The following is a 12,433-nucleotide window of genomic DNA, read 5'->3' on the forward strand; positions in this document are numbered from 1 at the left end:
GATCGGTGGTGCGACCCCGTCTCGGGTGGTACGGGGAGTCTGTGCAGGGGTGTCAGGCGACCTTGCCGACGTCGGCCGCCGCGGGTCCCCCGGCCTTCAGCAGGCGCAGCCTGGGGGCGGGTCCGGAGCGGGCGCCGCGGCGGTGCAGGGCGCGGGCCGCGTAGTCGCCGGCGAACTGGATGAGGGAGATGACCACCGCGAGGATGGCGACGGTGACCCACATCAGGCCGGATTCGAAGCGCTGGTAGCCGTAGCGGACGGCGAGGTCGCCGAGTCCGCCGCCGCCGACGGTGCCGGCCATGGCGGAGTAGCCGATGAGGGCGATGACGGTGGTCGTGGTGCCGGAGATCAGCGAGGGCAGCGCCTCGGGGACGAGCACCTTGCGGACGATGGTCCAGGCGTTGCCGCCCATCGCCTGCACGGCCTCGACGAGCCCGTGGTCGACTTCGCGTACGGCCGTCTCGACGAGCCGGGCGTAGAAGGGGATGCCGCCGATGGCGAGCGGCACGATCGCGGCCTCGCTGCCGATGGTGGTGCCGGTGACCCAGCGGGTGAAGGTCATCAGGGCGACCATGAGGATGATGAACGGCATGGAGCGGGCGATGTTCACGACCTGCCCGAGGACCTTGTTCAGCACGGCGTTCTGCAGCAGGCCGCCCCGGTCGGTCAGGACGAGCAGGATGCCGACGGGCAGGCCGCCGAGGACCGCGATCAGGGTCGACCAGCCGACCATGACGAGGGTCTCCAGACACGCCTGTTCCAGCAGGGGCTGCATCTCGGACCAGGTCACTTGGCACCTTCCTTCACCAGCAGCTGCTCGGTCTCGCCGACGACGTCGATCTGGAGGCCCTGTTCGCGCAGGAAGCCGATCGGGACGACGTTCTCCTCGTAGCGGCCGGGCAGTTCGATGCGCATCCGGCCGACCTGGAGGCCGCCGACGGTGTCGATGGCGGCACCGAGGATCGATATGTCGATGTTGTAGGTGCGGGCCAGCTGGGAGATGACGGGCCGGGTGGCGGACTCGCCGTGGAAGGTGACGTCCAGGACGGTGCGGTCCTCGGCGGAGGCCTCGCCGCCGACCGGGAAGAGGGCGGCGGCGAGCTGGGAGCCGGGAGTGGCGAGCAGTTCGCTCACGGTGCCGGACTCGACGACGCGGCCGTTCTCCATGAGGGCGGCGGAGTCGCAGATCGACTTGACGACGTCCATCTCGTGGGTGATGAGCAGGACGGTCAGGCCGAGCTGCCGGTTCAGGTCGCGCAGCAGCTGGAGGATGGAGCGGGTGGTCTCTGGGTCGAGGGCGCTGGTGGCCTCGTCGGACAGCAGCACCTTGGGGTCGCCGGCCAGGGCGCGGGCGATGCCGACGCGCTGCTTCTGGCCGCCGGAGAGCTGGGCGGGGTAGGCCTTGGCCTGGTCGGCGAGGCCCACCAGGTCGAGGAGTTCCAGCGCCCTGCGGGAACGTTTCTTCCCTGAGGTGCCGAGGATCTCCAGCGGCAGTTCGACGTTGTCCTGGACGGTCCGCGAGGACAGCAGGTTGAAGTGCTGGAAGACCATGCCGATACGGCTGCGTGCCCGCCGCAGTTCCCTGCCGGCGCGCGGTCCGCGGCCGGCGAGCGCGGTGAGGTCCTGCCCGGCGACGGTGACCGTGCCGGAAGTGGGGCGCTCCAGGAGGTTGACGCAGCGGATGAGGGAGGACTTACCGGCGCCGGACTGGCCGATGACGCCGTACACCTCGCCTTCGCGGACGTGCAGGTCGACGCCGTCCAGGGCGGTGACCTCTCGGCCGCGCGAGCGGTAGACCTTGGTCAGGCCCGATGTGGTGATCACGTGGGTTTCCGTCACTGTCGAGTGCGCGGCGCGGGAGTGGGCGCCGGGCACGGGGCATTGTTCTTCCGGGTTCTGCGGAACGCGGCACGGTTCTCACGAGCGCGGGGTAACCGGGAGAAACCTGTGCGCGGGGCATGGCTCCGCTCCGGCGCGCGGGGCGTACGGGAGAGGAGCGGGCGCTCGCTTCGGGGCGCGAGGCTCAGATGGTGCGGGGGCCCTCTAGAAGGCGCACATTCGGCACATGCGACACAGACAACGAGCACCGGGCGTCGTGGTCGCCTCGGTCGCAGGAATGCGGTCGCTCGTCGTGGTCATGCGATCAGTAAAGCAGACGGACGGTGCTGACCGGGCATCGCCTGTCCGTATGCCGGACAGTGGTGGACACCTGGCCGGGCGCGGGCGGCGAGGACCCTCGATGCGCCGGTGACCTGGGCGGACAGGGCCGGGGACAGGTCGCCGGGAGGCCGGCGCCGAGCGGGTGGGCGGTGGGTGTGGCCAAGGCCACGGAGGTCGCGGCGGCTGCCCGTGGTCCCCGATCAGGCCGCCCCCGGCCCGGGCCGGGGGCGGCCTGATCGGGGACCACGGCCCGTAATAAGGTCACTGCCATGCTTGATGCCCTCACCCTGGCGACCGGCGTCGCCGCGCTGTTGCTCGCCGCCTGGTGCGGCTGGGCCGCCTACCGCGACGAGCCGACGAAGGACTGGCACTTCATCGGGATGGCCGTGGTGACGCTGCTGGCCCTGATCCAGCTGGTGGCCGGCATCGTGCTGCTGGCGCGGGGCGAGGAGCCGGCCCAGGGCACGACGATCTTCGTGGCCTATCTGCTCGGCGCGTTCGCGTGCGTGCCGGCGGCGGCCTTCCTGTCGCTGGCGGAGCGGACCCGGTGGGGCTCGGTGACGGTCGCCGCCGCCGGTGTCGTCCTCGCCGTGCTCGAAGTGCGGCTGTACGACATCTGGGGAGGCTGAGGTGGCCGGGAAGAGGCTCATCGGCGGGCCGGGCATGCTGCTGGTCTGGCTGTACGGCGTGATGGTCGTCGGCGCGGTGTCGCGGTCGGCGTACCAGATCGCGACGGAGTTCGACCGGGCGCCGCTGGCCTACTCGCTGTCGGCGGTGGCGGGGCTGGTGTACGGGTTCATCACGTACTCGCTGGTGCGGGGCGGGGAGACGGCCCGACGGGCGGCGTTGGTGTGCTGCGTGGCCGAGCTGCTCGGCGTACTGGTCGTGGGAACGTGGACGGTGTGGGAACCGTCCGCGTTCCCCGACGCGACCGTGTGGTCGGACTACGGGATGGGGTACCTGTTCATCCCGGTGCTGCTGCCGGTGTCGGCGATCTACTGGCTGCGGAAGGCGCGTGCCGCCGAGCCGCACGCCGCCTGAGCGGCACGCCGCCCCGCCGCGGAAAGACACGGCCGTCTCGCCCGTCCGGCCTGCAAAGACACGGGCGTCTCGCCGCCCCGGTGGCGGGCGCGGCGGGCGTCAGGCCGTCTGGGCGTACGCCTCGGCCCGCTTCTCCAGGACGATCATTGGTACGCCGTCCGTGCCCTGCGCGGTGCCCACCGCCTCGTAGCCGACCTTGCGGTAGAGGTTGAGGTTGCCCTCGCTGCGGTGGCCGGTGTGCAGGCGGAACGTCGTCGCGCCGCGCTCGTCCCTGAGGGCCGCCTCGGCCGCCTTCAGGAGGCGGGCGCCGATGCCGTGGCCTTGGAGGCGGGGGTGGACGCACAGCTTGCCGATGGCGGCGGCGCCGTCCTCGGTGACCCGGCCGCGCACCGAGCCGACCACCTCGTCGCCGAGGCGGGCCACGAAGACGCAGTCCGCGGCGACCTCCTCGCGCACCGAGTCGAGGGTCTGGACGAGCGGGTCGATGCGGTAGTTCCCGTACAGCGCGGCCTCGCTCTGGAAGCAGAGGTACTGCAGCCTGAAGATCTGCTCCGCGTCCTGCTCGGTCGCCGCAGAGATGGTCACGCTCATGCCCATGTGCGCACGCCTCCCGCTCATCTGATCGCCGGTTGTCCCTCACTCCTATCCCCGGACTCGGCGGGCCGCAACCTCCGCTGTGAGCAATCACCGCGGACATCCCAGGCATCCGGAACGTTCCGGTCCAAGACTGGCCTGTGAGATAGCCAACGTACGGCCGTGGAGGGGGTGGACGCGGCCGCCCGGGCGGTGGGCTGCCCGGGCGGCCGGAGGTCGCCCCGGCCGGGGCGGGGCGGCTCAGCCGTTGAGGAAGTCCTCGCGGGCCAGCAGGCCGGTGTCCGGGTGGTCCGTGAAGACTCCGTCGATGCCGGTGGCGAAGTAGGCCCGGTAGGCGCCGAACACGTCGCCGTAGGCGTCCGCGTCGGTGCCCCTGCGGAAGTCCGCGGGCAGGAACGGATTCTCGTTGCGCAGGGTGTACGGGTGCAGGAGGAGGCCCGCCGCGTGCGCGTCCCGGACGAGGGTGGTCGGCCGGGTCAGCCTGCCGCTCGCGTCCTTGGGTATGACCAGGTCGAGGGTCGGGCCGATGCCCTGGGCGTAGGAGGCGATCTCCCGCAGGCCCTCGGGGGTGATCAGGTCGGCGACGGTGCGCGGGTCGCCGTTCTCCCGGAAGTCCCAGGGGCGGCTGCTCGCGCCGGACAGCAGGACCACCAGCGGGTTGGCGACGAGCCCGCTCAGGCGCTGGATGCTGGTCGGCTCGAAGGACTGCAGGATGACCGGCGAGTTCTTCCGGTCCTTGCCGTGCCGGCGCAGCACCCTGGCGACCCGCTCCTCCAGGCCGAGGCCCAGCTTGCGGAAGTAGGTGGGGTGCTTGAGCTCGGGGTAGATCCACACCTGCTTGCCGGTCTCGCGGGTCTGCTCGTCCTGCCAGTCCAGCACCTCCTCGAAGGTGGGGATCTCCCAGCGGCCGTCGTAGAGGGTGTTGTGCGGGCGGTTGACGGGGATGCGCTCCTTGGCCCGCAGGGTCTTCAGCTCGGCGAGCGTGAAGTCCTCGGTGAACCAGCCCGTGGTGGAGACGCCGTCGAGGAGCTTGGTCCTCTTCCGGTCGGCGAACTCGGGGTGGTTCGCGACGTCGGTGGTGCCACCGATCTCCGGCTCGTGGCGGCAGACGAGGTGGCCGTCCTTGGTGGGCACCAAGTCGCCGGCCTCGACGATGTCGGCGCCCATGTCGAGGGCGTGTTGGTAGGCGGCGAGGGTGTGCTCGGGACGGTAGCCGCTGGCCCCGCGGTGCCCGATGATCGTCGGGACGGGCAGGCTGCGCAGCCCGCCGCCGCGCGCGGCCCCGGCGGCTCGCGCGGTGCCGGACAGTCCGAGGACCGCTCCGCCCGCCCCGAGCATCGCCGCGCCGAGCAGCGCGCGCCGCCCGGTACCGCCCGTCCGCTCGTCCGATTCCTGCGTTCCCATGAGCGCCTCCTGCCGTGCCGTCTGTCGTCGGTGCGGGCCGATCGTAGGGGCGTGCGCGTGACGTGCGGGAGACGTACGGCGGAACACGCGGGTGCTGCGGGATGTCTCCTGATGGCTCCCGATGTCGTGCCCCGAGGCGGATGTGACGGACGGTCCGGTCGGGGGCGGCCGGGTCCGGACACGGGCGGACATGCCCGGACACGGGGTTGGGCGCGGCGCGGCGGGGAACCCGGGCGGTGTGCCCCCGGGCGACGTCCGTCACACGTGACGGCCGTGTTGCGTCCCGCCGTCGGCACGCCCCCGCAGGTGAACGTGCGTCAACGCGGCGTAAGACCCCGGTGACATCCGATGTGCCCGATGTGCGCGACCCCGGGGGCCGCGAGTAATGTCCTCACCTGCACAGACTCATACAGCGTCCGTTGACCCCGGAGGGCCCGTTGTCCCGCTTCGCGCTCATCAAGGCAGTGCTCGGCCCGATCATGCGGCTGATGTTCCGCCCCCAGGTGGAGGGCATGGAGCACATTCCCGGCGACGGGCCCGTCATTCTGGCCGGCAACCATCTGACGTTCATCGACTCGATGGTCCTGCCGCTGGTCTGCGACCGGCAGGTGTTCTTCATCGGCAAGGACGAGTACGTCACCGGCAAGGGTCTCAAGGGCCGGCTGATGGCCTGGTTCTTCACCGGCGTCGGCATGATCCCCGTCGACCGCGACGGCGGCCGGGGCGGTGTCGCGGCGCTGATGACCGGCCGGCGGGTGCTGGAGGAGGGCAAGGTCTTCGGCATCTACCCGGAGGGCACCCGCTCCCCCGACGGCCGTCTGTACCGGGGCCGTACCGGCATCGCCCGGCTCACGCTGATGACCGGGGCGCCCGTGGTGCCGTTCGCCATGATCGGCACGGACAAGCTTCAGCCGGGCGGGGCGGGGTTGCCGCGGCCGGGGAAGGTGACGGTGCGGTTCGGTGAGGCGATGGAGTTCTCCCGGTACGAGGGGATGGACCGGGACCGCTATGTGCTGCGGGCTGTCACCGACTCCGTGATGGCCGAGGTGATGCGGTTGTCCGGGCAGGAGTACGTGGACATGTACGCGAGCAAGGCGAAGGCGGCCTAGCTTTCTGGCGCCGGGCGGGAGGTCGGGGGCGTGCGGGTTGTGGTTGGCGCGCGGTTTCCCGCGCCCCCTTTTGGGGCGGTCAGGGAGTGTGGTCCAGGCGTTGGTCCCTGAGGAGGAACCAGGCCGCTGCCGAGGCGGCCAGGAGGACCGTCGCGCCTGCGCCTGCCGCCAGGGTGAGGCCGTCGACGAAGGCCTCCCGGGCCGACGCCAGCAGGGCCCCGGCGGTGTCCGGGGGTAGTGTCCGGGCCGCCTCCACCGCGCCGCCCAGGGACTCGTGGGCCCCGGCCGGTGTACCCGCCGGGCCGGAGAAGCCCCGGTAGACGCCGGTGACGATCGAGCCGAGTACGGCGATGCCCAGGGCGGCGCCGAGTTCGTACGCCGTCTCGGAGACCGCGGACGCCGCGCCCGCCTGTTCCTTGGGGACGGACGACAGGATGACGTCGGCGGTGACCGTGAACGAGAAGCCCGCGCCGATGCCGACGAACAGCAGCACGGTCCCGATCAGCGGGTAGCCGGTGGAGTGGTCGACCACGGTGAGCGCGGCCAGGGAGAGGCCGACGGCCGCGAGCCCGCCGGAGACCACGGCCCGCACGGAGAAGCGCCGGGCCGCCCGGCCCGCGACCAGACCGGCCGCCACCGCCCCGATCGCGGCGGGCAGTTCGGCGAGGCCCGCCTCGAACGGGCCCCGGCCCTGGACGAGTTGCAGGTACTGGGAGAGGAAGAACACCAGGCCGGACAGGCCGAGGATGGTCAGCAGGTCGGCCAGCACCGCGCCGCTGAAACCGCGGTGGGCGAACAGCCGCATGTCCAGGAGCGGTTTCGGCAGGGTGAGCTGGCGCCGCACGAAGCCGTAGAGGGCGGCGGCGCCGAGCAGACCGGCGGTGAGCGCTCCTGGGGCGAGGCCGTGCGCGGCGGTCTCCTTCACCGCGTACACGATGCCGACCATGCCGGCCAGCGACAGGACGACGCCGCGCAGGTCCCACGGGCCGGGGTCCGGATCGCGCGACTCGGGCAGCAGCCTGGCGCCCACCACGACGAGGACCGCCATCACCGGCAGGTTGATGAGGAAGACCGAGCCCCACCAGAAGTGCTCCAGCAGGAACCCGCCCGCGACGGGGCCGACGGCCGTGCCGGCGGAGGCGGTCGCGCCCCATATGCCGACAGCGAGGCTGCGCTCGCGCGGGTCGTGGAAGATGTTGCGGATGAGCGCCAGGGTGGCCGGCATCAGCGTCGCGCCCGCGACACCGAGCAGGGCCCGGGCGAGGATCATCAGCTCGGGTGTCGACGCGTAGGCGTTGAGAACGGAGACCGCGCCGAATGCGGTGGCGCCGACGAGCAGGATCCGCTTGCGGCCGATGCGGTCGCCGAGGCCGCCCATGGAGACCAGCAGTCCGGCGATGACGAACGAGTAGACGTCGCCGATCCACAGCAGCTGGGTGCCGGTGGGCGCGAGGTCCTCGCTGATGTAGGGGGTCGCCAGGCCGAGCACGGTCGCGTCGACGGCCACCAGCAGCACGGCCAGCACGAGGACGGACAGCGCGAGCCAGCGGCCCGGGCGCTGCACCGCCTCCGTCGGGTCGGCCGGCCGCAGGGTGCTGCTCATGATTCCTCTCTCCGTGTCGCACCGCCGAGCAGCAGCTCGACGATCATGTGGGTGAAGTCCTTGCCGGCCACACGGCCCTCGGACACGGCCCAGGCGGCGGAGGCCAGCAGGCCGTACAGGGCCTCGGTGAGCCAGGCCGGGGTCAGGTCGATGCGGAACTCGCCGCTGAGCTGGCCGCGCCGGAACAGCGCCTCGATGCGCTCGTCGAGCCGGGACCAGCCCGCGTTGCGCTGCTCGCCCTCGAAGAGCTGGTTCTCGGAGTAGAGGAAGGCGAGCAGTCCGGCGGCCGGTTCGAGGGCGTGCACCAGGCGCCGTACGGCGTCGCCGGCGGGCCCTTCGTCGGGGCGGGCCGCGTCCAGTGCCGCCTCGCACTCGGCGATGCCGAGGGCCTCCAGCGCGCGGACGAGCGCGTCGCGCCCGGCGAACTGCCGGTGCAGGGTGGCCCGGCTGATGCCGGCGGCCTTGGCCACCTCGTCCATGGTCGCGGTGGACTTGCGGCTCAGCAGGGCCGCGGCGGTGCGCAGCACGTGATCACGATCGACAGCCATGAGACAACCATAACCTATATGAGACATCAATGTCTCATACGGGGTACGTGCGTCTCATCCACGGTGAGGAACGGGCGATCTTGGCGCTCAGCGCCAGGGCAGCTGTCCGCGTCGCTCCCAGTACGCGGCCGGGTCCTCGGTGAGGGTGGCGAGCCGGGACAGGCGGTCGTCGTCCAGGTCGACGACCGCGGCGTGCAGGTTCGAGGCCAGCTGGCCGACGGTCGCGGCGCCGGACAGGACGACACCGGCCCACGGCCGGCTCAGGACGAACGCCAGCGCGACCGCGTCGCAGCCCTGGCCGGTCTCCTGGGCGACGGCCCGCAGCGCGTCCGGGGCGTGCGGGGCGGCGAGCCTGCCGTTGGCCATGGCCTCCTTCACGATCACGGTGAGCCCGGCGGCGTGCGCCTCGGCGAGCGCGGGCTCCGCCGAGGTCTCCAGGAGGTTGTACGTGGACTGGACCGTACGGAACAGGGGGTTGCCGTCGACGGTCACCTCCAGCGCGGCGCGGATCGCGTCGGCCTGGGCGGGGCCGCTGGTGGAGAAGCCGACGCTGACGCCCTGCCCGGCGGCCTCGGCGAGGCGGGCGTGCAGGTCCTTGTCGGTGAGGGCGGGGCTGTCCGGTGTCACCGAGTGGATCTGGTAGAGGTCGAGCCGCCTGCCGAGCAGGGCGTCGGTCTCGGCGCGCTGCCGCTCGTACGTGGCGAGGGAGTGGTCCTTGACCTCGTGCCGCTCGGCGTCCGTGGACCAGCCGGCGGTGTAGGTGTAGCCCCACTTGCTGCCGATCACCACGTCGTTCACGGCCGGGTGGGCCTGGAGCCAGGAGGCGAGGAACTCCTCGGAGCGGCCGTAGGAGCGGGCGGCGTCGAAGTAGCGCACGCCCTGCGCGTAGGCGGCTTCGAGGAGTTCGTGGGTGCGCTCGCGCAGGGCTTCGACGCTGCGGTCCTCTCCGAGGTCCCGGTCCCGGCCGAGGGTGAGGTACCCGGGGCGGCCGACGGCGGCGAGGCCCAGGCCGATGTGGCAGGTCGGGGTCGTCGCTGAGGCGAGGCGGGCGAAGGGCATCGCGGGCTCCGTTCGGTCGGCTCCGGTACGGCTTCGACCAACGTAACCCCTGATGGCCTGCGCCCCCGGCGCCCGGTTCGTCCGGTGCGCCGGGGGCGCGGATGTTCTCAGCGTCGTGCCGCGCGGTTCCCCGCGTCCCTGTCGGGGTGCTGCCCCTCAGTCCTGCTTCTTCGCCGACGCCCACGCGTGCTGGGCGGCCACGTCCGCCTTCACCTCCGCGAGCTGGACGGCGACCGCCTCGGGTGCCGTACCGCCGCGGCCGTTGCGGGAGGCCAGGGCGCCCCGCACGGTGAGGACGGTGCGCACCTCGGGGGTCAGGTGGGAGGAGATCTTGGCGAACTGCTCGTCGGTCAGCTCGTCCAGTTCCTTGCCCTCGGCCTCCGCGGCCTTCACGCACTCGCCGGCGACCTCGTGCGCGACGCGGAACGGCACGCCCTGGCGGACCAGCCACTCGGCGATGTCGGTGGCGAGGGAGAACCCGGCCGGGGCCAGCTCCTCCATGCGCTCGCGGTGCACCGTGAGGGTGGCCATCATGCCGGTGAAGGCCGGGAGCAGGACCTCCAGCTGGTCGACGGAGTCGAAGACCGGCTCCTTGTCCTCCTGGAGGTCGCGGTTGTACGCCAGCGGCAGGGCCTTCAGCGTCGCCATCAGACCGGTGAGGTTGCCGATGAGGCGGCCGGACTTGCCGCGCGCCAGCTCGGCGATGTCCGGGTTCTTCTTCTGCGGCATGATCGAGGAGCCGGTGGAGAAGGCGTCGTGCAGGGTCACGAAGGAGAACTCCTTCGTGTTCCAGATGATGACCTCCTCGGCGATCCGGGAGACGTTCACGCCGATCATCGCGGTGATGAAGGCGAACTCGGCGACGAAGTCGCGGGAGGCCGTGCCGTCGATGGAGTTGGCCGAGCTGCCGTGCTCGAAGCCGAGGTCCTTCGCCACCGCCTCCGGGTCCAGGCCGAGGGAGGAACCGGCCAGGGCGCCCGAGCCGTACGGCGACACGGCCGTCCGCTCGTCCCACTGGCGCAGCCGCTCGGCGTCCCGGGACAGGGACTGCACGTGCGCGAGGACGTGGTGGGCGAACAGCACCGGCTGGGCGTGCTGGAGGTGGGTGCGTCCCGGCATGGCGACGTCGGGGTGGGCCTCGGCGAGGCCGATCAGGGCGTCCTGGAGGTCGGCGATCAGGCCGCCGATGACGCGGGCGTGGTCGCGCAGGTACATCCGGAACAGGGTCGCCACCTGGTCGTTGCGCGAGCGGCCGGCGCGCAGCTTGCCGCCGAGGTCGGGGCCGAGGCGCTCCAGCAGGCCGCGCTCCAGGGCGGTGTGGACGTCCTCGTCGGCGATGGTGCCCACGAACTCGCCCGACGCCACGTCCGCCTCGAGCCGGTCCAGCCCTTCGATCATCCGGGTGAGCTCGTCCTCGGTGAGCAGGCCCGCCTTGTGCAGCACGCGCGCGTGGGCGCGCGAGCCGGCGATGTCGTAGGGCGCGAGCCGCCAGTCGAAGTGGACGGACGCGGACAGCTTCGCCAGGGCCTCGGCGGGACCGTCGGCGAAACGGCCGCCCCAGAGCCGTACGTCACCGCTGTTGCTGCTCACTTGCGTGCTCCTCGGAAAAGATGGCGATGTGCGACCGCCTCCCCACTCTCGGCAAGCGGGGAGGCGGCTGTCAGGCTAGTGCGTGTGAGGGACCGTCAGGCCGTTACGCGAGGTCGCGCTTGGCCGCGATCTTCGACGACAGGCTGTAGATGTCGATGAAGCCCTTGGCCGCGGCCTGGTCGAAGGTGTCGCCCGTGTCGTACGTGGCCAGGTTGAAGTCGTACAGGGACGACTCGGAGCGCCGGCCGGTGACGACCGCGCGGCCGCCGTGCAGGGTCATCCGGATGTCGCCGGTGACGTGCTGGTTGGCCTCGTTGACGAAGCCGTCCAGGGCGCGCTTGAGCGGGGAGAACCACAGGCCGTCGTAGACCAGCTCGCTCCAGCGCTGCTCGACCTGCCGCTTGTAGCGGGCCAGTTCGCGCTCGACGGTGACGTTCTCCAGCTCCTGGTGGGCGGTGATCAGGGCGATCGCGCCGGGAGCCTCGTAGACCTCGCGGGACTTGATGCCGACGAGGCGGTCCTCGACCATGTCGATCCGGCCGACGCCCTGGGCGCCGGCGCGCTCGTTGAGCTGCTGGATGGCCTGCAGGACGGTGACGGGCCTGCCGTCGATGGCGACCGGGACGCCTTCCTTGAAGGAGATGATCACCTCGTCGGCCTCGCGGGCGGCGGCCGGGTTCTGCGTGTACTCGTAGATGTCCTCGATCGGGGCGTTCCAGATGTCCTCGAGGAAGCCGGTCTCGATGGCGCGGCCGAAGACGTTCTGGTCGATGGAGTACGGCGACTTCTTGGTGGTCGCGATAGGCAGGCCCTTGTCCTCGCAGAAGGCGATGGCCTTGTCGCGGGTCATGGCGTAGTCGCGGACCGGGGCGATGCACTTGAGGTCGGGGGCGAGGGCGACGATGCCGGCCTCGAACCGCACCTGGTCGTTGCCCTTGCCAGTGCAGCCGTGGGCGACGGTGGTGGCGCCGTGCTTCTGCGCGGCGGCGACGAGGTGCTTGACGATCGTCGGCCGGGACAGCGCGGAGACCAGCGGGTAGCGGTCCATGTAGAGGGCGTTGGCCTTGATCGCCGGGAGGCAGTACTCCTCGGCGAACTCGTCCTTGGCGTCCGCGACCTCGGCCTCGACGGCACCGCAGGCGAGCGCGCGCTTGCGGATCACGTCCAGGTCCTCGCCGCCCTGGCCAACGTCGACCGCAACGGCGATGACCTCGGCGCCCGTCTCCTCGGCGATCCAGCCGATGGCGACGGAGGTGTCCAGACCGCCTGAGTAGGCGAGTACGACGCGCTCGGTCACGGGTTTCTCCTCACAGTGCATTCGCTGA

The 12,433-nt window shown here is 71.7% G+C and carries 12 protein-coding genes and 1 pseudogene; 3 read left to right on the forward strand and 10 right to left on the reverse strand.

Features of this window, described 5'->3' with window-relative positions; genetic code table 11:
• Positions 1-52 precede the first annotated feature (52 nt).
• On the reverse strand, positions 53-790 hold the full coding sequence (locus AB0M97_RS21770; RefSeq protein WP_365962587.1) for a methionine ABC transporter permease: 738 nt from the start codon (positions 788-790) through the stop codon (positions 53-55).
• On the reverse strand, positions 787-1,824 hold the full coding sequence (locus AB0M97_RS21775) for an ATP-binding cassette domain-containing protein (protein ID WP_365962588.1): 1,038 nt from the start codon (positions 1,822-1,824) through the stop codon (positions 787-789). Before AB0M97_RS21775 ends, AB0M97_RS21770 begins: the two co-directional genes overlap by 4 nt.
• 605 nt (positions 1,825-2,429) lie before the next feature.
• Here AB0M97_RS21775 and AB0M97_RS21780 point away from each other — a divergent pair.
• The gene (locus tag AB0M97_RS21780; protein ID WP_365962589.1) at positions 2,430-2,789 is read left to right on the forward strand and encodes a hypothetical protein; all 360 of its coding nucleotides are present in this window, start codon (positions 2,430-2,432) and stop codon (positions 2,787-2,789) included.
• A 34-nt stretch (positions 2,790-2,823) separates the two neighbouring features.
• Complete coding sequence (locus tag AB0M97_RS21785; protein WP_365962681.1) at positions 2,824-3,201, forward strand: hypothetical protein; 378 nt, start codon at positions 2,824-2,826, stop codon at positions 3,199-3,201.
• Between the two features lie 99 nt (positions 3,202-3,300).
• Here the strand turns inward: AB0M97_RS21785 and AB0M97_RS21790 are convergent, their stop codons facing one another.
• From AB0M97_RS21790 to AB0M97_RS21800, 3 genes and pseudogenes are all read right to left on the reverse strand, one after another.
• Positions 3,301-3,798, reverse strand: coding sequence for a GNAT family N-acetyltransferase (locus tag AB0M97_RS21790; RefSeq protein ID WP_365962591.1), 498 nt, complete (start codon positions 3,796-3,798; stop codon positions 3,301-3,303).
• 87 nt (positions 3,799-3,885) lie between these two features.
• A pseudogene (locus tag AB0M97_RS21795) lies at positions 3,886-3,948 on the reverse strand (sigma-70 family RNA polymerase sigma factor); the annotation flags it as partial.
• Positions 3,949-4,035: 87 nt separating this feature from the next.
• On the reverse strand, positions 4,036-5,199 hold the full coding sequence (locus AB0M97_RS21800; RefSeq protein WP_365962592.1) for a glycerophosphodiester phosphodiesterase: 1,164 nt from the start codon (positions 5,197-5,199) through the stop codon (positions 4,036-4,038).
• A gap of 437 nt (positions 5,200-5,636) precedes the next feature.
• Between AB0M97_RS21800 and AB0M97_RS21805 the strand changes: the two genes are divergently transcribed.
• Positions 5,637-6,308 carry a lysophospholipid acyltransferase family protein gene (locus AB0M97_RS21805; RefSeq protein WP_365962682.1) on the forward strand — a complete coding sequence of 224 codons (672 nt, stop codon included), beginning with the start codon at positions 5,637-5,639 and terminating at the stop codon, positions 6,306-6,308.
• Between the two features lie 79 nt (positions 6,309-6,387).
• Here AB0M97_RS21805 and AB0M97_RS21810 read toward each other — a convergent pair whose 3' ends face one another.
• From AB0M97_RS21810 to AB0M97_RS21830, 5 genes are all read right to left on the reverse strand, one after another.
• Positions 6,388-7,911: an MFS transporter gene (locus AB0M97_RS21810; RefSeq protein WP_365962593.1), complete on the reverse strand. Its 1,524-nt coding sequence runs from the start codon at positions 7,909-7,911 to the stop codon at positions 6,388-6,390.
• Entirely contained in the window at positions 7,908-8,459 is a 552-nt protein-coding gene (locus tag AB0M97_RS21815; RefSeq protein ID WP_365962594.1) for a helix-turn-helix domain-containing protein, read from the reverse strand. Before AB0M97_RS21815 ends, AB0M97_RS21810 begins: the two co-directional genes overlap by 4 nt.
• 87 nt (positions 8,460-8,546) lie before the next feature.
• Positions 8,547-9,518 carry an aldo/keto reductase gene (locus AB0M97_RS21820; RefSeq protein WP_365962595.1) on the reverse strand — a complete coding sequence of 324 codons (972 nt, stop codon included), beginning with the start codon at positions 9,516-9,518 and terminating at the stop codon, positions 8,547-8,549.
• A 156-nt stretch (positions 9,519-9,674) separates the two neighbouring features.
• Positions 9,675-11,108, reverse strand: coding sequence for an argininosuccinate lyase (argH, locus tag AB0M97_RS21825; RefSeq protein ID WP_365962596.1), 1,434 nt, complete (start codon positions 11,106-11,108; stop codon positions 9,675-9,677).
• Between the two features lie 103 nt (positions 11,109-11,211).
• On the reverse strand, positions 11,212-12,405 hold the full coding sequence (locus tag AB0M97_RS21830; protein WP_365962597.1) for an argininosuccinate synthase: 1,194 nt from the start codon (positions 12,403-12,405) through the stop codon (positions 11,212-11,214).
• Between the last annotated feature and the right edge of the window lie 28 nt (positions 12,406-12,433).

Origin of the sequence: Streptomyces sp. NPDC051207, from assembly GCF_040682395.1 — a bacterium.
In the GTDB taxonomy this organism is placed as follows: Bacteria; Actinomycetota; Actinomycetes; order Streptomycetales; family Streptomycetaceae; genus Streptomyces.

Bases quoted from the DNA above. Each gene is read 5' to 3' on its own strand.
- AB0M97_RS21780 (WP_365962589.1), top strand. From the start codon at position 2,430: ATGCTTGATGCCCTCACCCTGGCGACCGGCGTCGCCGCGCTGTTGCTC.
- AB0M97_RS21785 (WP_365962681.1), top strand. From the start codon at position 2,824: ATGCTGCTGGTCTGGCTGTACGGCGTGATGGTCGTCGGCGCGGTGTCG.
- AB0M97_RS21790 (WP_365962591.1), bottom strand. From the start codon at position 3,798: ATGGGCATGAGCGTGACCATCTCTGCGGCGACCGAGCAGGACGCGGAG.
- AB0M97_RS21800 (WP_365962592.1), bottom strand. From the start codon at position 5,199: ATGGGAACGCAGGAATCGGACGAGCGGACGGGCGGTACCGGGCGGCGC.
- AB0M97_RS21810 (WP_365962593.1), bottom strand. From the start codon at position 7,911: ATGAGCAGCACCCTGCGGCCGGCCGACCCGACGGAGGCGGTGCAGCGC.
- AB0M97_RS21815 (WP_365962594.1), bottom strand. From the start codon at position 8,459: ATGGCTGTCGATCGTGATCACGTGCTGCGCACCGCCGCGGCCCTGCTG.
- AB0M97_RS21820 (WP_365962595.1), bottom strand. From the start codon at position 9,518: ATGCCCTTCGCCCGCCTCGCCTCAGCGACGACCCCGACCTGCCACATC.